The organism is Celeribacter naphthalenivorans (assembly GCF_020524585.1).
In the GTDB taxonomy this organism is placed as follows: Bacteria; Pseudomonadota; Alphaproteobacteria; order Rhodobacterales; family Rhodobacteraceae; genus Celeribacter; species Celeribacter naphthalenivorans.
The window spans coordinates 389,406-411,693 of record NZ_JAIVLK010000003.1; the positions used below are offsets into that span (position 1 = coordinate 389,406).

Here is a 22,288-nt window from a genome sequence, read left to right on the forward strand (position 1 = left end):
AACAGGGCTAGGGGTCAGGCGGCTTTGGTCGCCGGACCTTCGGTCAGGATCGCATGCAGTGTGGCGGGCTCAATGTTTGCGCGCAGCTTGGCGCAGATGTCGCTGTTGCGCATGGTGCGGGACACCAGTGCCAGCGCCTTGAGGTGATCGACACCGGATTCGGCGGGGGCGAAGAGCGCAAAGACCAGATCGACCGGCTGACGGTCGACCGCATCGAAATCCATCGGGCTTTCAAGACGCAGGAAGGTGCCGACCACGCGGTCGAGCCCCTCGATCCGGGCATGCGGCAAGGCGACGCCGTGGCCCACACCTGTGGGGCCAAGGCTTTCGCGTTCTTGAAGCGCATCGACAGTGTCGTTCAAAGTCAGACCATAGACGCTTGCCGCGATCTCACCGAGATCTTGAAACAAACGCTTCTTGCTGGTCATTTTGCCCACGACCTTGACGGCCTGTGGATCCAAAATCTTTGAGATATCCATCTGAAAACTACCCGCCCCGACCCGTCGAGGCGGGCCGGTTTCATTATGTCGCGTTGTTGGGGTCAATCCAGCCGATGTTCCCATCCGGGCGGCGGTAGACCACGTTTACACCAGTTTTCCCTTCCTTGTGGAACACAAGGACCGGAGCTCCGGCAAGTTCCATCTGCATCACAGCCTCACCCACCGTCAGCGTCGGAATCGACGCCTCCATTTCGGCGATGATCATCGGCTGCAAGCTTTCGGGTTCCTGATCCTCGTCATGCTCCGATGCGGCGAGGATATACTGGGAACCGCCGAAGAGTTCAACAGGCTCTGCGCGCTCCTTATGGTGATCTTTCAACCGGCGCTTGTAGCGACGCAGTTGCTTGTCCATTTTTTCCGCGCAGGCGTCAAAAGCGGCGTAAATCTCATGCGCGCGGGCGCTGGCCTGAGCCGTCAGGCCGGTCGACAGGTGCACCACGGCCTCGCAAACATACTCTGCCCCACTTTTGGAGAACACGACATTCGCATCGGTCGGACGTTGTGCGTATTTTTCAAGCACAGAGCCGAGCTCGGTTTTGACATGCGTCTGAAGCGCTGCACCGATGTCGATTTGTTTGCCGCTGATTTGGTACCGCATAGATACCTCCTTCTTAATTTGACCTATGCCCGAACGCCCTTGGGCGTGTCTTCGAGGTCGTGGGTTTTTGTCGAAAGCGGGAATTCAATGCATGCGACGGAGACAAAACCGGCACGCTGTGTCGGGGTTTGGTCTGGCGCTCTTTGGCTCCGTTGTGCCATGGCGCATCCTGTCATTCGTACGTCACACATTGGATACATATAAGGCGCCAGAATGCGGTGAATTGTCAATCAAAACCCGTCTTCAAATGCGGAAATTGTCACCAAGATAAACACGCCGCACGGTCTCATCGGCAACGATGTCTTCTTTGGTCCCTGACATCAGGACGTGACCATCGTGAAGGATGTAGGCACGGTCAATAATTCCCAATGTTTCCTGTACGTTATGGTCTGTGATCAAAACGCCGATGCCGCGGGTTTTGAGATCGGAAACCAACCCGCGGATTTCCGCCACAGCAATCGGATCGACGCCTGCGAAAGGCTCGTCGAGCAGCACGTAGGACGGATCAGATGCGAGGCATCGCGCGATTTCGACTCGCCGACGTTCCCCGCCGGACAGAGACAGGGCGGGCGCGCGCCGCAGGTGCGAAATGGAGAATTCGGACAGCAGATCTTCGAGCTTTTCTCGGCGCAAAAGCGGGTCGCTTTCCGAGACTTCGAGGATGGCAAGAATGTTGTCTTCGACACAGAGGCCACGGAAGACAGAGGCCTCCTGCGGCAGGTAGCCGACCCCCAATTTGGCACGGCGATACATCGGCAATAGCGTGATGTCGCGCCCATCCACAATGACCTCGCCGCCTTCGGGCATGACGAGGCCCGCTATGGAATAGAAACAGGTGGTCTTGCCGGAGCCGTTAGGGCCAAGGAGCGCCACGACTTCGCCGCGCTCAAGATCAAGGGACACGTCCCGGATCACGGTGCGTTTGCGATAGCCTTTGCGCAGGTTGCGGACTCTGAGCCCGGTCGTGTCGCTCATCACTCGTTCCCAGATTGCAGGATGGTTTTCACCCGACCGTCCATCCGCCCGGTGCCAGTGTCCAGATCAATCACCATCCGTTCGCCCGACAATGCGCTGTTGGCCTGAGTCAAAAGCACATTTCCGGTGAGCACAACAGTCGCTGATTCGAGGTCATATTCCGCGCGCTGGGCCTCGGCAGCTTCGCCTGCGTTGGTCATGGTCACACCGCCTGAGGCCAAAAGCCGGGCAATTTTGCCGCCTTCGCTGGCGTAGATGACCTCGACGGTTTGTGCGGTCAGGCGCATCGGACCTTGTCCGATCACCACATTGCCGGAAAACAGGGCTTTGCCGGTGCCCTGATCGACGCTGAGCTGGTCGGAGGTGACCTCGATCGGCAGGCTGCTGTCGTGTTTGAGGCCACCGAAGGCGATCTGTGTGCCCTGTGCATGTGCGGGCTGGCTCAGGCCAAGCGTGAAGATCAGCGCGGTTGTCAGAGAAAGGGTTCGGATGATCGTCACGGCAAAGTCCTCAAATGTCAGGGCTGATATACCAGCTTTACGCCGCCCTTGAAAACCAGAAGGTAGTCCTCTGTCTCGGCATCTTGCGAAATCACCATGGACCCCGCCGTCAGATCGCCAGCGGGCCCCGTGGCATCGACATTGCCGGGGCTTTCGATGCGTGAGACGTCCAACATGGTGGCGATCCGGTTCGAGGTGATCGTGTAGCCGGTGGAAGTTTCGATCTCGACATGACCGGACAGCTCGGCGATCTGGCTGGGGCCGTCGATGACACCATCATCGGCCTTGAGGCTCACGGAGCCATTGTCCGGCATCCTAAGCGCGCCACGCACCGCGTTGGAGTTGAGGACATCCTGTGTCGAGAGATCCGGACGCACCAGATCGGCGGAGATTTCCAATTCGGAACCATCGCGGGTCACGGTTGCAAAGGAGGGGCCTTCGACCCGCTGCTCGCGCGCCAGTGTTTCGATGTCGACTTCGGCATAGGGAATCGACAGGCCGACATCGCGGTCGCGGGCAAACAGAAAGAGCGTGGCCAAAAGCACGAGGCTGGCCAGGGGCAGGGCAATCTTCGCGAAGGCCACGAATTTGGAATAAGGGTTGTCGAACCGCGCCATAAGGACGTCTTACACGACACCGGCGCGAAGGCAGTCCTGAATTTTCAAAATCCCGCAAGGTCGCCCATCTTCGGCAGAATCCCGCACAAAAAGACAGGTGATCGCGCGCTCATCCATGCGCGCGACGGCTTTTTCGGCCAGCGCATCCGAGGAGATCGTCATCGGGTTCCGGGTCATGATGTCACCGGCGGTCTTGTCCAACAGCCCGTCGATATGACGCCGCAGGTCACCGTCGGTGATGATGCCGCTCAGCTGGCCGTCTGCGTCGATCACGCCCACAACGCCAAAGCCTTTGTCGGAAATCACGGACAAGGCCTCGCGCATGGGGGTTGCGGCGCTGACCAGAGGCATATCCACATGCATGAGATCGCGCACTTTGGTGAGGCGGGAGCCAAGCTTGCCGCCCGGATGCAGCACGCGGAAATTGTCGGCGGTAAACGCGCGGTGTTCCATGAGCGCGACAGCCAAGGCATCGCCCAGAGCCAAAGTCATCGTGGTCGAGGTGGTCGGCACAATGCCATGACCACAGGCCTCAGCGGCTTTCGGCAGGATCAGAGCCACATCGCAGGCGCGGATGAGCGAGCTTTCGGGGTTCGAGGCCACGCCGATCATCGGAATTTTAAACCGCCGCGTATAGGCGATCACATCGGCCAGTTCCGGGGTTTCGCCGGAGTTGGACAGCACGAGGCAGACATCGTCCTCGCCGATCATGCCCAGATCGCCATGGCTCGCTTCGGCCGGGTGCACGAAATGTGCAGGCGTGCCGGTGGAGGCCAGCGTCGCCGCAATCTTGCGCGCGATATGGCCGGATTTGCCCATGCCCGTCACAATCGTGCGGCCCTTGGCGCGTAGAATGGTTTCCACGGCGGTGGTGAATTCGGTCCCGAGGCTGTCGGACAAAAGCCCGAGTGCCTCGGCTTCTTGTGCGATCACACGTTTGGCGGTGGACAGGAAAGCGTCGGATTGGGTCATGTGCCGAACCTCGAAAGAGATGTCAGTGGGAGAAAATGTCGATCTCGGGCCAGCCTTCGAGATCGAGCTGTGCACGGGTCGGCAGGAAGTCGAAACAGGATTGCGCAAGCTCCATCCGGCCTTCGCGCTTTAGCATTTCGTTCAGCTTGTCGCGCAGCTGGTGCAGGTAAAGCACGTCGGAGGCGGCGTAATCGAGCTGCGCGTTGGTCAGGTCGCGCGCGCCCCAGTCGCTCATCTGCTGATATTTTGAAATGTCCACTTTCAGCAGCTGATCCAGCAGGTTCCTAAGCCCATGGCGATCCGTGAAGGTGCGCACGAGTTTCGAGGCGATCTTGGTGCAATAGACCGGCGCCGCCAGCGTGCCAAAGGTGTTATGCATCGCGGCAATGTCGAAGCGGCCAAAGTGGAACAGCTTCAACACATTCGGGTCCGCAAGCATTTTGCACAGGTTCGGTGCCTCGGTCTGGCCGCGTTCGACCTGAACCAGATGCGCGTTGCCGTCGCCGCCGGACATTTGCACGAGGCAAAGACGATCGCGGTGCGGGTTCAACCCCATGGTCTCGCAGTCGATGGCGACGACCGGCCCAAGGTCAAGATCGTCCGGCAGGTCGTTTTTATAGAGAAAATTCGCCATCGTCGTGCCTTTGCGCTGTCCAATGATTTGAAACAGGGTCTTACGGCTTTGCGCGAGTTGGGGCAAGAGAGCAGGCCGATCAGAGCCAGATGTTAGGGCGTTCCAACTGTGCAGAAGATGCTGTTTGAGCGGCAAATATGCCCCCATACGCAAAAAATTGAACAGCATCGGAAAACTTTATGCTTTTTGTCAGTTAAATCTATTGCTAACAACGCCGGGCAAATGTGACCGCGCTCCCAGCCGCCGCCAGTGGCCGGTCTTCACAGAGATAAAGAGATCCGCCATGTTCGCACATTTCATGAGGGGCGCCGCCCTCGTTCTTACGTTTTCGACCGCTGCCAGTGCCGCCGAACTCACCACATTCTCGGGGCCGGTGACCATTGATGAGACGCCTGAAACCGTCATCAGCTATGATGTCGGCGCGCTCGATACCCTCACCGCGCTGGGCGTCGATGTGGCGGGGATCACCCAGCCGATGCTGGTTCCGGCTCTCGCCGGTCTGGATGACGGCTCGCGCGCCAATATCGGCACGCTGTTCGAGCCCGATTTCGAACAGGTCTTTGCCCTGAAACCCGACCTGATCATCGCCGGGCCGCGGGCCCGCGATCAAATCGGTGCCCTGTCGAAAATCGCCCCCACCGTCGATCTAAGCCCTTTCTCCGAGGAGATCGGCGAGGTGGTCCTGACCCAGACGCGTGAATTGGGCGAGCTGTTCGGCAAACAAGACAAAGCGGCGGAATTGGTCGCGCATCTGGAGGCGTCCCTCGAAGAGGTCCGGGGCCTGACTGAGGGTGCGGGCAAAGGGCTTGTCGTGATGACGAACGGGCCGAAGCTTTCGGTCTTTGGTCCGGGGTCGCGCTTTGGCTGGGTGCATGACACTTTGGGGATCGAGCCGCTCATGGAGAATGTCGAAGAGCAAACCCATGGCGAAGCCGTCAGCTTTGAGTTCCTGCATGAGGCAAACCCCGATTGGATGATCGTTTTCGATCGCACGCGTGCGACGAATGGCGATGGGCCGAAAGCCGAAGAAACGCTCGATAACGAATTGATCGCGCAGACCACGGCCTGGCAAAAAGGTCAGGTGATCTACGTCCACCCGGCCGATTTCTACATCGCGACCACCGGTGTGCGCTCGCTTCAGGACACGGTCGATCAATTCATCGCGGCCTATAAGGGCGCTCAGTAAACTCCAATGAAATCGCCAGCACTTCATATGTTGCTAGCCTTGGCGAGTCTGGTCGTAATGGCCGGGCTCAGCCTCATGATCGGAGCCTCCGACATGAACCTCGGTGCGGTGTTCCGAGGCGAGGGTGATGATGCGCTGATCCTTTTGGCAAGTCGCATCCCGCGCACGCTGGCGATCATTCTCACCGGGGCGTCGATGGCGATTTCCGGGCTGATTTTTCAGATGCTCACGCGCAACAAATTCGTCGAACCCGCCACGGCGGGGACGGCGGAAAGCGCGGGGCTTGGGCTTTTGATCGCGGTCGCCCTGTTTCCGACCACCTCTTTGATGGTCAAGATGGTGATCGCCGCCCTCTGTGCCATTGCAGGTACGCTTTTGTTTCTCAAAATTCTCGACCGGCTGCCGCCGCGCGAGCCTTTGTTGGTGCCTCTGGTGGGGCTGATGCTGGGCGGGGTGATTGGCGCCATCGGGACGTTCTTCGCCTATCAGCTCGATCTGTTGCAATATCTCGGCATCTGGACGACGGGCGAGTTTTCCGGCGTGCTGCGTGGCCGTTATGAGCTTTTGTGGCTCACGGGCGGCTTGGCTGTGATCGGCTATCTCTTTGCAGATCGGTTTTCCATCATGGGGATGGGCCGCGATGTCTCGATCACCTTGGGGCTCAATTATCGCACCGTGATGTGGACGGGGCTGATCATTGTCTCTGTCACCACGGCTGTCGTCGTGGTCACCGTGGGCGCGATCCCGTTTCTGGGGCTGATCGTGCCCAATATTGTCAGCCGGATCATGGGCGACAACCTGCGTGCGGCGGTGCCTTGGGCGGCGAGCCTTGGGGCAGGGGCGCTTTTGCTCTGTGACATCATCGGGCGGGTCATTCGTCAGCCCTATGAGATTCCCATCGGCACGATCTTTGGTGTGATCGGCTCGATGATCTTCCTCTATCTTTTGCTGGGGCGTCAGAGCCATGCCGTCCGATAGTACCGCGTCCCTCCCTTTCCCCTCGCAGCGCGCCATGCAGGTCAAACCACTGGTCATTCTGGCTGTGCTGGCCTTGGTTGCGGTGGCTTTGTTCCTGACGTTGGGCGTGCCTGCGGGCGCGTGGGAGTTCGCGCTTAGCTTTCGCGCTGGAAAGCTTGCCGGGCTTATTCTCGTGGCTTTTGCCATCGCCACTTCGACCCAGCTTTTCCATGCGGCCACGCGAAATCAAATCCTGACTCCCTCTATCATGGGCTTTGATGCGCTCTATCTGATGATCCAGACCAGTCTGGTGTTTGGCATGGGGGCCATGGCCACGCTCGACATTGATCCGATGGTGAAATTCGCCTCTGAGGTTCTGGTCATGATGGGGTTCTCGACCGCGCTTTTCCTGTGGCTTTTCACTGCCCGGTCCCGCGATCTGCATCTCCTCGTTCTGGTCGGTATCATTTTCGGCACGCTGTTTCGCAGCCTGTCGAATTTCATCTCCCGCATGATCGACCCGAATGAATTCGTCGTCGTGCAGGGCGCCATGTTCGCGCGATTCAATGCGGTGAATATCGACCTCTTGTGGATCTCGATCGGTCTTACGGCGCTGACCCTGCCGGTGCTCTGGCATATGCGGCATCAATTCGATGTGTTGGCGTTGGGCCGCGAAACCGCGATTGGATTGGGGCTTCGCTATCGGCGCGTGATGTTTGCGGCCTTTGGCATGATCGGCCTTTTGGTGTCGGTCTCCACCGCGCTTGTGGGGCCTGTGACGTTCTTTGGCTTGTTGGTCGTTCATCTGGCCTATCGCATCCTGCCCGGCGCGCGATTTGCGCCGACGCTTTTGGCCAGTTCCCTGATCGCCATCATCACCCTGGTGGGTGGGCAGGCGATCTATGAGCATGTGCTGGGCCTCCAAGGCACGCTTTCCGTGGTGATCGACGCGCTGGGCGGCATCACCTTTCTTTACCTGCTTCTCAAAGGGGTCAGACGATGATCGAGATTTCGCATGTGAGCCATCAGATTGCCGGCGCGTCGATCCTGAACGATGTGTCTTTGACGATTCCTCGCGGGGGCATTACGGCCTTGATCGGGCCGAATGGGGCGGGGAAATCCACGCTTTTGTCCCTGATTGCGCGTTTGACGCCGCTGCAAGGCGGGCAGATTACGGTGGATGGGGCGGATGTGACGACGACGCCGACTGATGCACTGGCGCGACGCCTGTCGATTCTGCGTCAGGACAATTCCGTGGCCGCGCGTTTGACGGTCGCCGATCTGGTGGGCTTTGGCCGCTACCCGCATCACAAAGGACGCCCGAGCCCCGAGGATCACGCGTATGTGGAGCAAGCCTTGGAGATGATGGGGCTGCACCCTCTGAGTGGGCGATTCCTCGATGAGCTGTCCGGTGGGCAGCGTCAGAGGGCCTTTGTCGCCATGGTCTTGGCGCAGGACACGGATTACGTGCTTTTGGATGAGCCGCTCAACAACCTCGACATGAAGCACGCGCGCCAGATGATGGAGCGGCTGAAAGAGGCGGCGCGGGTGAGTGGCAAGAGCTTTGTGATTGTCGTCCATGACATCAATTTCGCCGCGGCCTATGCCGATCTGATCGTGGCGCTCAAAGACGGGCGGCTGCATTCCCTCGGCACGCCTGAGGAAATCGTCAATAGACCCTGCCTGCGCGACGTGTTCGAGTTGGACATTGCGGTGGAGACCGTGGGCGGACATCCCTTTGCCCTGCACCAGATCGCGCCGGAGCCTTTGGTGGAGTCGTAGGGCTTAAGGACAAAGTCTCTCATCGTTTTTGTGCCAAAAACGACTGCCGCCTGAGATGTTTGGGGATGCGATCAAACATTTTCCTTTGGAAAATGTTTTTGGTGCCCAGAAGAGGACTCGAACCTCCACGTCCATACGGACACTAGCACCTGAAGCTAGCGCGTCTACCAATTCCGCCATCTGGGCACAGATGTCGTGAGGCCGCGATGTAATGGGGTTGCGCGGCAGTGTCAACGGCCATTTGAAAGGTTTTTTATAGCAGCAATAGCGTCTTGTTCATTTCCGCGCTAAAAGCTAAGCAAAAGCGACAATTTGGCATTGGAGATGCAGATGACGAAACTGGTCACCATCTATGGCGGCGCTGGCTTTGTTGGGCGGTATATCGCCCGGCGTATGGCAAAGGAGGGCTGGCGTGTCCGCGTTGCAGTGCGTCGCCCGAATGAGTCGCTTCATGTGAAACCCTACGGCGCGGTCGGTCAGGTCGAGCCGGTGTTCTGCAACATTCGCGACGATGAGTCGGTGCGCGCGGCGATGATGGGCGCGGATGCTGTCGTGAACTGTGTGGGTGTTTTGACCGAGCGCGGCAAGAATTCCTTTTCTGCCGTTCAGTCCGAGGGCGCGGCCCGGATTGCCCGGATTGCCGAGGCACAAGGCATCGCACGTCTGGTGCATCTCTCCGCTCTGGGCGCCGACGCGAATTCCGCCTCTGAGTATTCCCGCACCAAAGCGGAAGGCGAGGCCAAGGTGCTCGAGGCTTTCCCGAACGCGATGATCCTGCGTCCGTCCGTGATTTTCGGTCAGGAAGACGAGTTCTTCAATCGCTTCGGCAAGATGGCGGAAAAGAACGTGGTCCTGCCGCTCGTAGGGGGCAACACGAAATTCCAGCCGGTTTATGTCGATGATGTCGCGCAGGCGGCTGTCAGTGGTATTCTGGGCCATGCTGAGCCGGGCATCTATGAGCTGGGCGGTCCGGATGTGGACACGCTGAAAGGTCTCATGGGCGATATGCTTGAGGCGATTCACCGCAACCGTCTGATCGCGAACCTGCCGTTCTGGGTCGGTAATCTGATGGCGAGCGGCTTCTCCGTCGCGCAATTCCTCACCGCTGGCCTGTTCCACAACGGCATCCTGACCCGCGATCAGGTGAAGAACCTGAAAGTGGACAATGTCGTCTCTGACGATGCGAAAAGCTTTGCCGATCTCGGCATCAAGCCGACAGCACTTCAGGCGGTTTTGCCGGATTACATGTGGGTTTATCGCCCGTCGGGTCAGTATGACGCGATTCGCGAAAGCGCGAAGAACCTGCGTAAAATCTGATTTCACGCAGAGTTTGAAATTTCAAAGCGCGTCCTCACCGGGCGCGCTTTTTTCATGTGTAGGAAATCACCAGAAGTACGACGCCCAGGATCACACGGTAGATCACATAGGGCGTAAAGCTGACCGATTTGAGCAGGCGCATCATCAGGGTTAGCGCCAGAAGGGCTGCGACAAAGGCAAAGACGGCGCCGATGGCCGCGTCCTTGAGCATCGCCCAATCGGCATCGCCGACCACTTCGGCGCCCAAGAGAACGCCAGAGGCCATGATCGTCGGGATCGACATCAGCATGGCAATCTTGGCGCCGTCTTGGCGGGTATAGCCCATGGCGCGCGCGCCGGTGATGGTGATGCCCGAACGCGATGTGCCGGGGATGAGAGCGACGGCCTGCCAAAGGCCTAGTTTGACCGCGTCTTTCAGAGACCAATCGCCTTCAGTTTTCACCTCGGCACCCTTTTGGTCGAACCAATAGAGCACGAGGCCGAAGATCAACATGGTCCAGCCGATCACGGTCGGGCTGCGCATAAGATCGGACAGACCGGTGACTTTCAGGACAAGACCTAGAATCACCACGGGAATTGTGGCGATCAGCAAAAGAAACGCCAGTTTCGAGCCGGGCGTGTCGATTTTGCCGGTCAACATGCGCGGCACACCGGCCAGACCGACACCGACATCACGCCAGAAATAAATCATGACTGCGCCGAGGGTGCCGACATGGACGGCGACGTCGATGGCCTGACCTTGGTCTTGGGTGCCCATGAAAAAGGGCAGGAGAATCAGGTGGCCTGAGGAGGAAACCGGCAGAAATTCGGTGATCCCCTGCACGATCGCGACGACAAGTAGATAGAAAAGACTCATAGCGACTCCGTGGCGATCCTGCGTGTAAAAAGCATAAACCTACATGGAATCAATAAGAAGACAATTTATAGGTCAGTATAGGTTACCTAAATTTGGGGCGTCTGGTCCAATATCCTGCGCTGCGGCGACAGAAAAACGAAAAATAAGACAGCACTTCTGACTTTTCTTTTTCTCAGAGTCCTTATAATGAGACAGCAACTCACAACCAACCTTCGGAGATGTGGTGTCATGGCGAAAGAGCCGATGCTCAAATTCGTGACGGTAGGCAGGGACATGCCAACCAAACGCGACGCGGAAGATCGTAAAGACGATTTTCTGGAAATCTATGGCGAGTTCGTCGAAGCGAAAGCGGAAGAGCAAGCCTCGCGCTGTTCGCAGTGCGGTGTGCCCTATTGCCAATCGCATTGCCCGTTGCACAACAACATTCCTGACTGGCTGCGTCTGACCGCAACGGGTCGGTTGAAAGAAGCCTATGAGATTTCTCAGGCGACCAACACCTTTCCGGAAATCTGTGGCCGCATCTGTCCGCAGGACCGTCTTTGCGAAGGCAACTGTGTCATCGAGAACTCTGGCCACGGCACGGTGACAATCGGTTCTGTTGAGAAATACATCACCGATACGGCTTGGGAAAACGGCTGGGTCGAGACGATCACCCCTGTCGTTGAGCGCGAAGAAAGCGTCGGCATCATAGGCTCCGGCCCGGGTGGTCTGGCGGCCGCCGACCGTCTGCGTCGCGCGGGGATCAAGGTCACCGTTTACGAACGGTCCGACCGCGCCGGCGGGTTGATGATGTACGGCATTCCAGGCTTCAAGCTTGAGAAAGACATCGTGTTGCGCCGTGTCGAACAGCTCGAAAAATCGGGCGTCGAGTTTGTGCTCAACTGCAATGTGGGCGAAGACATTTCCTTTGACGCGATCCGTGGCAAACACGATGCCGTGCTGATCGCGACAGGTGTGTACAAATCCCGCGATCTCAAAGGCCCCGGTTCGGGTGCCGATGGCATCGTGAAGGCGATTGATTACCTCACCGCCTCGAACAAGGTCTCCTTTGGTGACGAGGTCGAGGAATATGAAAGCGGTGAGCTGAACGCGAACGGCAAAAAGGTTGTCGTGATCGGCGGCGGGGATACCGCGATGGACTGTGTCCGCACCGCGATCCGCCAAGGCGCGACCTCGGTCAAATGTCTCTATCGCCGCGACCGCGCCAACATGCCGGGCTCGCAGCGTGAGACCCAAAACGCCGAGGAAGAAGGCGTCGATTTCGTCTGGCTCTCCGCGCCGAAAGGTTTCGCGGGCGATCCGGTCTCTGGCGTGATGGTGCAGAAAATGCGCCTCGGCGCGCCGGATGCCTCCGGTCGTCAGTCGCCTGAGGTGATCGAGGGTGCCGACTATGTCGAAGAGGCCGATCTGGTGATCAAGGCGCTTGGGTTCGAGCCGGAAGAGCTGCCGAAGCTTTGGGGCGTGGACGGATTGGAAGTGACCCGTTGGGGCACGGTTCTGGCCGATTTCAAAACCCACGCCAGCTCGCTTGAGGGTGTCTATGCCTGTGGCGACATCCAGCGTGGCGCGTCTCTGGTCGTCTGGGCGATCCGCGATGGCCGCGAAGCCGCCGATGCGATGATCGACTATATCGATCAAACCGCCGCAGTGGCCGCCGAGTAATCCGAATTATAAAGGAGGGGAGAGGTCCCCTCCGCCTTTGATCTGAAAGGTACTGATATGACCAAGTTTGACCAAAGCTGGGCGGTTCAAGAGGCCGCAAAACGCGAATGGATGGCGGAAAACTCCCTGTTCCGTGAGGATGACGAACATTCCTCCTGCGGCGTGGGTCTTGTCGTCTCCGTCGATGGGTCGAAATCCCGCAAAGTCGTGGAAAACGGCATTTCCGCGCTGAAAGCGATCTGGCACCGCGGTGCTGTGGACGCCGATGGCAAAACCGGCGACGGCGCCGGCATTCACGTGCAAATCCCGCACCATTTCTTCGGCGATCAAATCCGCCGCACGGGTCACGAGGCCCGTCATGGCGAATTGCTGGCCGTGGGTCAGGTGTTCCTGCCGCGCACGGATTTCTCCGCGCAAGAGACCTGCCGGACCATCGTGGAGACCGAAGTCCTGCGCATGGGATATTACATCTACGGCTGGCGCCACGTTCCGGTGGACACGTCTTGCTTGGGTGAAAAAGCCAATGCGACGCGCCCCGAGATCGAGCAAATCCTGATCTCCAACTCCAAAGGCGTGGACGAAGAGACTTTTGAGCGTGAGCTTTACGTCATCCGTCGTCGCATCGAGAAAGCCGCTTCGGCCGCCGGTGTGCGTGAACTTTACATCTGCTCGCTGTCCTGCCGGTCGATCATCTACAAAGGCATGATGCTCGCCGAACAGGTTGCCGTGTTCTACCCGGACCTGATGGACGAGCGCTTTGAATCCGCTTTTGCGATCTATCACCAGCGCTATTCCACCAACACTTTCCCGCAGTGGTGGCTGGCTCAGCCGTTCCGCATGCTGGCGCATAACGGTGAGATCAACACGATCAAAGGCAACACCAACTGGATGAAATCGCACGAGATCCGTATGGCCTCGTCGACCTTTGGGGATATGGCCGAGGACATCAAGCCGATCATCCCGCAAGGCTCGTCGGACTCCGCGGCCCTCGATTCCGTGTTCGAGGTGCTGGTGCGGGCCGGTCGTTCTGCGCCGATGGCGAAAACCATGCTGGTGCCCGAAGCCTGGTCGAAAAACGCCGAAGAGCTGCCGAAAGCCTGGCGCGACATGTATTCCTATGTGAACTCCGTGATGGAGCCCTGGGACGGTCCGGCCGCTTTGGCGATGACCGACGGTCGCTGGGTTTGTGCCGGTCTCGACCGCAACGGTCTGCGTCCGATGCGCTATGTTGTCACCGGCGATGGCCTTGTCATCGCGGGCTCCGAGGTGGGCATGGTGCCGACCGATGAGGCCACTGTGGTGGAAAAAGGCGCTCTGGGGCCGGGGCAGTTGCTGGCGGTCGATATGGCCGAGGGCAAGCTCTACCACGACGTCGACATCAAAGACCGTCTGGCGAATTCCCAGCCGTTTGGCGAATGGGTCGGCAAGATCGTCGATCTCGAAGAAGAGCTGGCTGGCCTGAATGAGACCGCGATCTTTAGCGGTGCTGAACTGAAAAAGCGTCAGATCGCAGCGGGTTACACCATTGAAGAGCTGGAACAGGTCCTCGCGCCGATGGGCGAGGATGGCAAAGAGGCGCTGGCCTCTATGGGCGACGACACGCCCTCTGCCGTGCTGTCGAACAAATATCGCCCGCTCAGCCACTTCTTCCGCCAGAACTTCTCTCAGGTGACCAACCCGCCGATCGACAGTTTGCGCGAATTCCGTGTGATGTCGCTCAAAACGCGGTTCGGCAACCTCAAGAACGTGCTCGATGAAGACAGCTCCCAGACCGAGATTCTCGTGCTGGAAAGCCCCTTTGTCGGCAACGCGCAATTCGAGGCGTTGAAAGGTCATTTCAACGCGCCGATGACCGAGATCGACTGTACCTTCCCGGTCGATGGCGGCCCCAATGCGCTGCGCAAAGGTCTGGATCGCATCCGTGCCGAGGCCGAAGAGGCCGTGCGCTCGGGTGGTGGTCACATCATCCTGACCGATCAGGCGCAGGGTGAAGACAAAATCGCCATGCCGATGATCCTCGCGACCTCTGCTGTGCACAGCTGGCTGACGCGCAAAGGTCTTCGGACCTTCTGTTCGCTGGGCGTGCGCTCTGCGGAATGTATCGACCCGCATTACTTCGCGGTGCTGATCGCCTGTGGCGCGACCATCGTGAACGCCTATCTGGCCGAGGATTCGCTGGCCGACCGGATCGAACGTGGCCTGTTGGATTGCACCCTGACCGAAGCCGTGGCGCGCTATCGTGCCGCTGTGGATGCCGGTTTGCTCAAGATCATGGCGAAGATGGGCATTTCGGTGATCTCGTCCTATCGCGGTGGTCTGAACTTCGAGGCCGTGGGCCTGTCCCGCGCGATGGTCAACGAGTTCTTCCCGGGCATGCATTCGCGCATCTCCGGCATCGGGGTCGGTGGTATCCAGCACAAGTTGGAAGCCGTGCACAAACAGGGCTGGCTGGGTGGCAACACGCTCCCCATCGGGGGCTTCTACAAGTCCCGCAAATCCGGCGAGACCCACGCGTGGGAAGCGCAGTCGATGCACATGCTGCAATCGGCCTGTGATCGTGCGTCTTATGAGATGTGGAAACAATATTCCGCCAAGATGCAGGCCATGCCGCCGATCCATCTGCGCGATCTGTTGGACTTTAAACCGCTGGGCAAACCTGTGCCGATCGAAGAGGTGGAATCGATCACTTCGATCCGCAAACGCTTTGTGACGCCGGGCATGTCCTTGGGGGCTCTGTCGCCTGAGGCGCACCGCACGCTGTCCATCGCGATGAACCGCATCGGCGCGAAATCCGACTCCGGTGAGGGGGGTGAATCGCCTGACGATTTCACGCCGGAACCCAATGGTGACAATGCGTCCGCAAAGATCAAACAGGTGGCCTCCGGTCGCTTTGGCGTGACGGCGGAATATCTGCTGCACTGTGAAGAGCTGGAGATCAAAGTCGCTCAGGGCGCGAAGCCGGGCGAGGGTGGTCAGCTGCCGGGGATGAAGGTCACTGACCTGATCGCCAAGCTGCGTCACTCGACCAAAGGCGTGACCCTGATCTCGCCGCCGCCGCACCACGACATCTACTCCATCGAGGATCTCGCTCAGCTCATCTACGACCTGAAACAGATCAACCCGAAGGCCAAGGTGACGGTGAAACTCGTGGCCTCCTCCGGTGTCGGCACCATCGCCGCCGGTGTGGCGAAAGCGAAAGCGGACATCATCCTGATCTCCGGTCACAACGGTGGCACGGGTGCGTCTCCGGCGACCTCGATCAAATTCGCTGGCCTGCCGTGGGAAATGGGTCTGACCGAGGCACACCAAGTGCTCGCGATGAACAACCTGCGCGACCGCGTGACGCTGCGCACGGACGGTGGTTTGCGCACCGGGCGTGACATCGTCATGGCCGCGATGCTGGGCGCCGAGGAATACGGTATCGGCACCGCCGCCTTGATCGCGATGGGCTGTATCATGGTGCGTCAGTGTCAGTCGAACACCTGTCCGGTGGGCGTCTGTACCCAAGACGAAATGCTGCGTGGCAAGTTCACCGGCAACGCCGATAAGGTCGTCAACCTGATCACCTTCTACGCACAGGAAGTCCGCGAATTGCTGGCCTCTCTGGGCGCGCGCTCTCTGGACGAGGTGATCGGTCGTGCCGATCTTTTGGCCCAGACCTCGCGTGGTTCGGCGCATCTCGACGACCTCGATCTGAACCCGCTTCTGATCTCTGTCGATGGCTCTGACCGCATCGTCTACGACCGCTCCAAACCGCGCAACGCGGTGCCGGATACGCTCGATGCGCAAATCGTGTCGGATGCCGCGCGTTTCCTCAACGATGGCGAAAAGATGCAGCTCTCCTACGCGGTGCAGAACACGCTCCGCACCATCGGGACGCGCACCTCGTCGCATATCGTGTCGAAATTCGGCATGCGCAACAATCTTCAGCCGGACCATTTGACCGTGAAGCTCACGGGCTCGGCCGGTCAGTCCCTCGGGGCCTTTGCGGCGCCGGGTCTGAAGATCGAAGTGTCGGGCGACGCCAACGACTATGTGGCAAAAGGCCTCTCGGGTGGCACCGTTGTGGTGCGTCCGCCGATGCATTCGCCGCTGGTGGCCGATCAGAACACGATCATCGGCAACACCGTGCTTTACGGTGCGACGGACGGCTACCTCTTTGCCGCCGGTCGTGCGGGCGAGCGTTTCGCGGTGCGTAACTCCGGTGCAAGCGTGGTGATCGAGGGCTGTGGTTCCAACGGTTGTGAATATATGACCGGCGGGATCGCCGTGATCCTTGGCACGATTGGCGCGAACTTTGGGGCCGGGATGACGGGCGGTATGGCCTATCTCTACGATCCGGAGGGCACGGCGCTTGATCTGATGAACCTTGAAACGCTTGTGACCTGTCCGGTCTCTGTGGATCACTGGGAAGATCAGTTGAAAGGCCTCGTGGAGCGTCACGCGAAAGAGACCCATTCGTTGAAAGCCAAGGCGATCCTTGATCATTGGGATGAAGAGAAAGCCAACTTCCTTCAGGTTTGCCCGAAAGAGATGCTGGTGCACCTTCCGGTGCCGCTGACCTTGGAGCAGGGCGCGATCCCGGCCGAGTAAGTCGAGCGTAGATCGACCCGAATGCAGCTTAAAAGCCCCCTTTTCGGGGGCTTTTTCTTTGCGGTGAGAGTTGGGCTTGACCTCGGATCACCCGCCATGCTTTTTCAGACCATGGCACGAAAGAGCAAGAAAAAGACAAAATCCAAAGGGCAGAGCACAGGCCCCGGTTTTTTCCGGCGTCTGCGGCGGCGTGTCCTTCGCGGTGTTTTGGCCGTTTTTGCACTCTTTCTGATTTGGATTCTGGCCTATTCGGTCCTGCCGGTGCCCGGCACCTTCTACATGATGGCCGAAAGCGGTCGCCAAGGGGAGCGGGTCGATTACCAATGGGTGCCGATGAAGCGCATGTCGCCGCACCTCGCACGGGCCGTGGTGGCCGCTGAGGATGCGAATTTTTGTGAACATTGGGGGTTCGACCTTACCGCGATCCGCTCCGCGATTGCCGAGGGCGGCAACCGCGGCGCCTCGACCATCAGCCAGCAGACGGTCAAGAACACCTTCCTCTGGCATGGTCGGAGCTGGCCGCGCAAAGCTTTGGAGGCGATGATCACGCCGGTGGTCGAACTGACCTGGAGCAAGCAGCGCATTCTTGAGGTCTATTTGAACATTGCCGAATTCGACAGGGGGATTTTCGGCGTTGAAGCCGCCTCTCGGCATTACTTCGGCGTCGGTCCGGAAAACATCACCGCCCAGCAAGCGGCGCAGCTTGCGGCTGTTTTGCCGGCCCCGAAAGACCGCAATGCCGGGAATCCCGGGCCCTTTGTTCGGCGAAGAGCCGCGCAGATCGTCGATGGGGCGGCCACAATCGCGCGAGATGGCCGCGCAGCCTGTTTCGAGGATTGAACTGCCTTCTGTCCTGCGGCAAGTAGGGAAAAAACGCGAGTAGAAATTATGATCCGTCTGTATCACGTCCCCCTTTCACCCTTTTGTCGCAAAGTCCGTTTGGTGCTTGCGGAAAAGAAGCTTGAGGTGGAGTTGATCGAGGAGCGCTACTGGGAGCAGGATCCGGATTTCATGCGCCGCAACCCGGCGGGCAAGGTGCCGGTGCTGCGGATCGACGATATGAACCTGTCGGAAAGCACGCCGATTTGCGAGTATCTCGAAGAGCGCTACCCGAACCCGGTTTTGATGCCGAAAGATGCCGAAGGTCGCTACGAAGTGCGGCGTCTGGTGTCGTGGTTCGATGACAAATTCCACAACGAAGTGACGTCGAAACTTTTGTACGAGCGGGTCAATCGCAAGCTGATGAAGTCGGGTTATCCGGTCGCGGCCAACGTCAAGTCAGGCTCGAAGGCGATCAAATATCACCTCGATTATATGGCTTGGTTATTGGACCGCCGGCGGTGGTTGGCGGGCGATTCGATGACGCTGGCGGATTTCGCGGCGGCGGCGCATCTGTCCTCTCTGGACTATATTTCGGATGTGGATTGGAACCGGCATGACGTCGTGAAGGATTGGTACGCAAAGATCAAATCGCGTCCGGCATTCCGGTCTTTGCTGGCCGATCAGGTGTCGAGTTTCCCGCCTCCGGCGCATTACACCGATCTCGATTTCTGAACGCTGTTTTGGGGGCTGTCTGCCCCCCTTGCCCTTTGGGCAATTCCCCCCGAGGATATTTCCGGACAAAAGAAGGCGTGATCTGTGCCCAGTTTGGATAAGGAAATCGTGCGCGCGCGGGCTCTGGAGGAAGGCTTCTCCAAAGCTGCTTTCGGACGCCCGGATATTCCAGAAGCCATGGAGCGGCTCAAGGCCTTTGTCGCCGAAGGGCGGCATGGGCAGATGGGCTGGATGGAAGAGCGGATGAACTGGCGCGGAGACCCTGCGGCGCTCTGGCCAGAGGCGCAATCCGTGATCATGTTGGCGGAAGCCTACACGCCGGAAGAAGATCCTTTGGCGCTCATAAATAGACCTAAATCCGGCGCAATTTCGGTTTATGCGCGCAATCGTGACTATCATGATATCGTCAAGAAACGCCTCAAGCGGCTGGGACGCTGGTTGATCGAACAGGCGGGGCCAGAGACAGAAATCAAAGTGTTCGTCGACACGGCGCCAGTGATGGAAAAGCCATTGGGGCAAAAGGCTGGGCTCGGTTGGCAGGGAAAACACACCAATCTTTTGTCGCGCGATCTGGGCAATTGGTTCTTCCTTGGGGCGATTTTCACGACCCATGAGTTCGACCCTGATCCAGCGGAAAAAGACCATTGTGGGTCATGTCGTGCCTGTCTCGATGCTTGTCCGACAGACGCGTTTCCGGCGCCGTTTCAGATCGATGCACGCCGTTGCGTGTCCTACCTGACCATCGAGCATCACGGTCCCGTGGATGAGGAACTGCGCGGCAAACTTGGCAATCGGATTTACGGCTGTGACGATTGTCTGGCGGCCTGTCCTTGGAACAAATTCGCAGTGGCTGCGAAAGATATTCGGTTCGCGGCTCGAGAAGAGTTGATCGCGCCGCCGCTTGCGGAGCTGGCGCAGTTGGATGATGCGACGTTTCGGGAGAAGTTTTCAGGCTCGCCGATCAAGCGCATTGGACGTGACCGATTTGTGCGAAATGTCCTCTATGCCATTGGAAATTCAGGGGCGCTCGAATTGCGGTCAGTGGCCGCGCGCCTGTGCGAGGATGCCGACCCCACGGTGCGCGATGCAGCCCAATGGGCCGTTGCGCGACTGACCGACACGTGAGATTTTAAGCGGGTTCCCAGTCGATTAGGAGATACACAATGGACCCGTTTCGGGGCATTGCCCTCAAGCTTGCGTCCGTCATCTGTTTTGTGGTGATGGCGGCACTGATCAAGGCGGCGAGTTCAGAGGTTCCTCCCGGTGAGGCAGTGTTCTTTCGATCTCTGTTCGCACTTCCCGTAATCTTCATTTGGTTGGTTGGGCGTGGGGAAATTCTTGCGGGCCTGAAGGTGAAATCGCCGATGGGCCATGTCTGGCGCGGGATGATTGGGGCCAGCGCGATGTTTTTGAACTTTTATGCGCTTGGTCTGTTGCCGCTGCCGGAAGCGACGGTCATCGGCTATGCCTCTCCGCTGTTGTTGGTGGTGTTTGCGGCCATGTTCGCGGGCGAAGATGTGCGATTGTTCCGATTTTCGGCGGTGTTTGCGGGGCTTGTCGGCGTTGTGATCGTGATGATGCCGCGAATCACCGTGTTCAATGGGACACCTGATCCTCTGGAACAGCTCGGGGCTATGGTGGCCCTCGGCGGGGCATGTTTGGCGGCCATCGTGCAATTGCATGTGCGGAACATGGTGAAAAGCGAGAGCACGACGTCGATCGTGTTCTGGTTCTCGATGTCCTGTACCGTGGCGGCGTTGATGACCTTGCCGTTCTCGCAATGGGTTGTTCCGAGTGCGTTGGCCTGCGTTTTCCTCATTCTGTCCGGGTTGATCGGTGGTCTGGCGCAGGTGTGCCTGACGTCATGCTATCGCTATGGCGATGCCTCGATGCTTGCACCCTTCGACTATGCGTCGATGGTCTTCGCGTTGATCATTGGCTATGTCTTTTTCGACGAAGTGCCGACGATGGCAATGTTGGCCGGTGCCTTGATCGTGATCGCAGCGGGTGTTGCGATCATCTGGCGCGAGAGAGCGCTTGGCCTCAGTGCCTCGCGTCGGAAAAAGGCGGATGCGCTTTAGTCCAGGACCCGGTTCCAAAATCCGTTTTGGCCAAGCCTGTCACGACGTTCCTGTTCTTTCGCGACCGCTTTGCGTTGTGCGATGACAAGTCGCGCCGCCTGTGTTGCAGGAAGCACGCCCTCGGCGGCTCTGTTCTCCGGAAATGGCCCGATCTGACTTTCACCGACAAGATAGGTGATATGGACCTCTGAACTGCCGGGAATGCTGCGAAATTTCACCTGAACATCGGTTTCAAGGCGCGCAAAAGCGGTTTCCAGACTGGATTGGTATTGTGCTTTTTTGGTGGAATTCTTGGCGAGAGTTCCAATATCGACCACCGCCAGAATGAGGCTTTTGTTTTCAATCTGCCCTGCTGCGGTCAGCCGTTCGACGGTGATGCCCAGAGGGCGCAGGGAGGGGTTTTTTGTGATCATGTAAGCGGTCAAGGCAAGGACCGCCGGGGTCACGATGAAGACCGTGATGAGAACGATAACAATACTGTCTTTGCGGCTGACCACGTCATGCCTCCTGCCAATCTGATCGTACCAGACTGGCAGAAAGCTCTTATTTTAAGGTTAAAGCCTTAGCTGCGAACCAGTTTTTCGTAGTCTTCGGAGATCTCACGCGTCAGTGCGCCGACCTCGAACATATAGTCCCCGATTTGGCCCACAGGGGTCACTTCGGCGGCGGTGCCGGTGAGGAAGCATTGCTCGAACCCGTCGAGTTCCTCGGGCATGATGCGGCGTTCATGCACCGTGATGCCCTTGTCTTTGAGCATGCCGATCACCGTCTGGCGGGTGATGCCATTCAGGATCGCGTCTGGGATCGGGGTGTGCACTTCGCCGTCTTTGACGAAAAAGATATTCGCACCGGTCGCCTCGGCCACATAGCCGCGATAATCCATGAACAAAGCGTCGGAACAGCCTTTGGCCTCAGCGGCATGTTTCGACATGGTGCAGATCATGTAGAGACCGGCGGCTTTCGCGGCGGTCGGGATGGTTTCAGGCGAGGGGCGTTTCCACTTCGCGATGTCGAGCTTGGCGCCCTGCATTTTCGCGTCGCCATAATAGGCGCCCCATTCCCAGGCGGCGACCGCCATGCGCACAGGGTTTCTGTTGGCCGCAACCCCCATATCGTCGCCTGCGCCACGCCAGGCCACGACACGGACATAGGCGTTGTCCCAACCGTTGGCCTTGAGCACCTCGTATTTTGCCTTCTCGATTTCTTCGACCGTGTAGGGGATCGGCATGTCGAGCGCTTTGCCGGACGCCAGAAGACGTTCGGAGTGTTCGACGGATTTGAAAATCTTGCCGTTGTAGCAGCGCTCGCCCTCAAAGACGGAGGAGGCGTAATGCATGGCGTGGGTCAGGATATGCACCTTCGCGTCACGCCAATCGACAAGGGCGCCGTCCATCCAGATATATCCGTCGCGATCTTCGTAGCTGCCCGCCATGGGTCTCTCCTTTTCGTGTCTCTGCCGCATCACTCGCTTTCGTGAAGTTGCGTGATGCGCTTCATTTTGGGA

At 58.7% G+C, this 22,288-nt stretch carries 21 protein-coding genes and 1 tRNA gene; 11 read left to right on the top strand and 11 right to left on the bottom strand.

Features of this window, described 5'->3' with window-relative positions:
* Nucleotides 1–14: 14 nt before the first annotated feature.
* From LC094_RS08510 to LC094_RS08540, 7 genes are all read right to left on the bottom strand, one after another.
* Nucleotides 15–479: a PTS sugar transporter subunit IIA gene (locus tag LC094_RS08510; RefSeq protein ID WP_226551816.1), complete on the bottom strand. Its 465-nt coding sequence runs from the start codon at nt 477–479 to the stop codon at nt 15–17.
* 43 nt (nt 480–522) lie between these two features.
* On the bottom strand, nt 523–1,098 hold the full coding sequence (gene hpf, locus LC094_RS08515) for a ribosome hibernation-promoting factor, HPF/YfiA family (protein WP_226551818.1): 576 nt from the start codon (nt 1,096–1,098) through the stop codon (nt 523–525).
* 243 nt (nt 1,099–1,341) lie between these two features.
* Nucleotides 1,342–2,073, bottom strand: coding sequence for an LPS export ABC transporter ATP-binding protein (lptB, locus tag LC094_RS08520; RefSeq protein ID WP_226551820.1), 732 nt, complete (start codon nt 2,071–2,073; stop codon nt 1,342–1,344).
* Nucleotides 2,073–2,573: a lipopolysaccharide transport periplasmic protein LptA gene (lptA, locus tag LC094_RS08525; RefSeq protein ID WP_404814980.1), complete on the bottom strand. Its 501-nt coding sequence runs from the start codon at nt 2,571–2,573 to the stop codon at nt 2,073–2,075. The genes lptB and lptA overlap by 1 nt, the downstream gene beginning before the upstream one ends.
* 17 nt (nt 2,574–2,590) lie before the next feature.
* Complete coding sequence (gene lptC, locus LC094_RS08530) at nt 2,591–3,190, bottom strand: LPS export ABC transporter periplasmic protein LptC (protein ID WP_226551822.1); 600 nt, start codon at nt 3,188–3,190, stop codon at nt 2,591–2,593.
* Nucleotides 3,191–3,199: 9 nt separating this feature from the next.
* Complete coding sequence (locus LC094_RS08535) at nt 3,200–4,162, bottom strand: KpsF/GutQ family sugar-phosphate isomerase (protein ID WP_226551824.1); 963 nt, start codon at nt 4,160–4,162, stop codon at nt 3,200–3,202.
* A gap of 22 nt (nt 4,163–4,184) precedes the next feature.
* Nucleotides 4,185–4,796 carry a ribonuclease D gene (locus LC094_RS08540; RefSeq protein WP_226552261.1) on the bottom strand — a complete coding sequence of 204 codons (612 nt, stop codon included), beginning with the start codon at nt 4,794–4,796 and terminating at the stop codon, nt 4,185–4,187.
* A gap of 283 nt (nt 4,797–5,079) precedes the next feature.
* Here LC094_RS08540 and LC094_RS08545 point away from each other — a divergent pair, with 283 nt between their 5' ends.
* Genes LC094_RS08545 through LC094_RS08560 form a run of 4 tightly spaced genes read left to right on the top strand, consistent with a single transcriptional unit; the run spans nt 5,080 to nt 8,721 of the window.
* The gene (locus LC094_RS08545; protein WP_226551826.1) at nt 5,080–5,982 is read left to right on the top strand and encodes a siderophore ABC transporter substrate-binding protein; all 903 of its coding nucleotides are present in this window, start codon (nt 5,080–5,082) and stop codon (nt 5,980–5,982) included.
* A 27-nt stretch (nt 5,983–6,009) separates the two neighbouring features.
* Nucleotides 6,010–6,960, top strand: coding sequence for an ABC transporter permease (locus tag LC094_RS08550; RefSeq protein ID WP_226551828.1), 951 nt, complete (start codon nt 6,010–6,012; stop codon nt 6,958–6,960).
* On the top strand, nt 6,947–7,942 hold the full coding sequence (locus LC094_RS08555) for an iron chelate uptake ABC transporter family permease subunit (protein ID WP_226551830.1): 996 nt from the start codon (nt 6,947–6,949) through the stop codon (nt 7,940–7,942). Before LC094_RS08550 ends, LC094_RS08555 begins: the two co-directional genes overlap by 14 nt.
* The gene (locus LC094_RS08560) at nt 7,939–8,721 is read left to right on the top strand and encodes an iron ABC transporter ATP-binding protein (RefSeq protein WP_226551832.1); all 783 of its coding nucleotides are present in this window, start codon (nt 7,939–7,941) and stop codon (nt 8,719–8,721) included. Before LC094_RS08555 ends, LC094_RS08560 begins: the two co-directional genes overlap by 4 nt.
* A 99-nt stretch (nt 8,722–8,820) precedes the next feature.
* Here LC094_RS08560 and LC094_RS08565 read toward each other — a convergent pair.
* Nucleotides 8,821–8,907, bottom strand: a tRNA-Leu gene (locus LC094_RS08565).
* 144 nt (nt 8,908–9,051) lie between these two features.
* Here LC094_RS08565 and LC094_RS08570 point away from each other — a divergent pair.
* Nucleotides 9,052–10,038: a complex I NDUFA9 subunit family protein gene (locus tag LC094_RS08570; protein ID WP_226551834.1), complete on the top strand. Its 987-nt coding sequence runs from the start codon at nt 9,052–9,054 to the stop codon at nt 10,036–10,038.
* Nucleotides 10,039–10,090: 52 nt separating this feature from the next.
* On the opposite strand, the gene LC094_RS08575 is transcribed toward LC094_RS08570, so the two are convergent.
* Complete coding sequence (locus LC094_RS08575; RefSeq protein ID WP_226551836.1) at nt 10,091–10,894, bottom strand: undecaprenyl-diphosphate phosphatase; 804 nt, start codon at nt 10,892–10,894, stop codon at nt 10,091–10,093.
* A 228-nt stretch (nt 10,895–11,122) separates the two neighbouring features.
* Here LC094_RS08575 and LC094_RS08580 point away from each other — a divergent pair, with 228 nt between their 5' ends.
* From LC094_RS08580 to LC094_RS08605, 6 genes are all read left to right on the top strand, one after another.
* On the top strand, nt 11,123–12,556 hold the full coding sequence (locus LC094_RS08580) for an NAD(P)-dependent oxidoreductase (protein ID WP_226551838.1): 1,434 nt from the start codon (nt 11,123–11,125) through the stop codon (nt 12,554–12,556).
* Nucleotides 12,557–12,613: 57 nt separating this feature from the next.
* Nucleotides 12,614–17,149: a glutamate synthase large subunit gene (gene gltB / locus LC094_RS08585; RefSeq protein ID WP_226551840.1), complete on the top strand. Its 4,536-nt coding sequence runs from the start codon at nt 12,614–12,616 to the stop codon at nt 17,147–17,149.
* 96 nt (nt 17,150–17,245) lie between these two features.
* Entirely contained in the window at nt 17,246–17,989 is a 744-nt protein-coding gene (mtgA, locus tag LC094_RS08590) for a monofunctional biosynthetic peptidoglycan transglycosylase (RefSeq protein ID WP_226551842.1), read from the top strand.
* A gap of 48 nt (nt 17,990–18,037) precedes the next feature.
* Nucleotides 18,038–18,703 (top strand): FtsZ-binding protein FzlA, encoded by a 666-nt coding sequence (fzlA, locus tag LC094_RS08595; protein WP_226551844.1) that lies wholly within the window; start codon nt 18,038–18,040, stop codon nt 18,701–18,703.
* 84 nt (nt 18,704–18,787) lie between these two features.
* Nucleotides 18,788–19,828 (top strand): tRNA epoxyqueuosine(34) reductase QueG, encoded by a 1,041-nt coding sequence (gene queG, locus LC094_RS08600; protein ID WP_226551846.1) that lies wholly within the window; start codon nt 18,788–18,790, stop codon nt 19,826–19,828.
* Nucleotides 19,829–19,866: 38 nt separating this feature from the next.
* Nucleotides 19,867–20,784, top strand: coding sequence for a DMT family transporter (locus LC094_RS08605; RefSeq protein WP_226551848.1), 918 nt, complete (start codon nt 19,867–19,869; stop codon nt 20,782–20,784).
* Here LC094_RS08605 and LC094_RS08610 read toward each other — a convergent pair.
* Both LC094_RS08610 and LC094_RS08615 read right to left on the bottom strand, forming a co-directional pair.
* Nucleotides 20,781–21,281 carry a hypothetical protein gene (locus LC094_RS08610; RefSeq protein ID WP_226551850.1) on the bottom strand — a complete coding sequence of 167 codons (501 nt, stop codon included), beginning with the start codon at nt 21,279–21,281 and terminating at the stop codon, nt 20,781–20,783. The genes LC094_RS08605 and LC094_RS08610 overlap by 4 nt on opposite strands.
* 65 nt (nt 21,282–21,346) lie before the next feature.
* Nucleotides 21,347–22,216, bottom strand: a complete 870-nt coding sequence (locus tag LC094_RS08615; RefSeq protein ID WP_226551858.1) for a branched-chain amino acid aminotransferase — start codon at nt 22,214–22,216, stop codon at nt 21,347–21,349.
* Nucleotides 22,217–22,288: the final 72 nt, after the last annotated feature.

Bases quoted from the DNA above. Each gene is read 5' to 3' on its own strand.
- LC094_RS08605 (WP_226551848.1), top strand. From the start codon at position 19,867: ATGGACCCGTTTCGGGGCATTGCCCTCAAGCTTGCGTCCGTCATCTGT.
- LC094_RS08540 (WP_226552261.1), bottom strand. From the start codon at position 4,796: ATGGCGAATTTTCTCTATAAAAACGACCTGCCGGACGATCTTGACCTT.
- LC094_RS08580 (WP_226551838.1), top strand. From the start codon at position 11,123: ATGGCGAAAGAGCCGATGCTCAAATTCGTGACGGTAGGCAGGGACATG.
- hpf (WP_226551818.1), bottom strand. From the start codon at position 1,098: ATGCGGTACCAAATCAGCGGCAAACAAATCGACATCGGTGCAGCGCTT.
- LC094_RS08575 (WP_226551836.1), bottom strand. From the start codon at position 10,894: ATGAGTCTTTTCTATCTACTTGTCGTCGCGATCGTGCAGGGGATCACC.
- LC094_RS08560 (WP_226551832.1), top strand. From the start codon at position 7,939: ATGATCGAGATTTCGCATGTGAGCCATCAGATTGCCGGCGCGTCGATC.
- LC094_RS08555 (WP_226551830.1), top strand. From the start codon at position 6,947: ATGCCGTCCGATAGTACCGCGTCCCTCCCTTTCCCCTCGCAGCGCGCC.
- LC094_RS08545 (WP_226551826.1), top strand. From the start codon at position 5,080: ATGTTCGCACATTTCATGAGGGGCGCCGCCCTCGTTCTTACGTTTTCG.
- LC094_RS08570 (WP_226551834.1), top strand. From the start codon at position 9,052: ATGACGAAACTGGTCACCATCTATGGCGGCGCTGGCTTTGTTGGGCGG.
- LC094_RS08510 (WP_226551816.1), bottom strand. From the start codon at position 479: ATGGATATCTCAAAGATTTTGGATCCACAGGCCGTCAAGGTCGTGGGC.
- gltB (WP_226551840.1), top strand. From the start codon at position 12,614: ATGACCAAGTTTGACCAAAGCTGGGCGGTTCAAGAGGCCGCAAAACGC.
- LC094_RS08550 (WP_226551828.1), top strand. From the start codon at position 6,010: ATGTTGCTAGCCTTGGCGAGTCTGGTCGTAATGGCCGGGCTCAGCCTC.
- fzlA (WP_226551844.1), top strand. From the start codon at position 18,038: ATGATCCGTCTGTATCACGTCCCCCTTTCACCCTTTTGTCGCAAAGTC.
- lptC (WP_226551822.1), bottom strand. From the start codon at position 3,190: ATGGCGCGGTTCGACAACCCTTATTCCAAATTCGTGGCCTTCGCGAAG.
- LC094_RS08615 (WP_226551858.1), bottom strand. From the start codon at position 22,216: ATGGCGGGCAGCTACGAAGATCGCGACGGATATATCTGGATGGACGGC.
- LC094_RS08535 (WP_226551824.1), bottom strand. From the start codon at position 4,162: ATGACCCAATCCGACGCTTTCCTGTCCACCGCCAAACGTGTGATCGCA.
- mtgA (WP_226551842.1), top strand. From the start codon at position 17,246: ATGCTTTTTCAGACCATGGCACGAAAGAGCAAGAAAAAGACAAAATCC.
- lptB (WP_226551820.1), bottom strand. From the start codon at position 2,073: ATGAGCGACACGACCGGGCTCAGAGTCCGCAACCTGCGCAAAGGCTAT.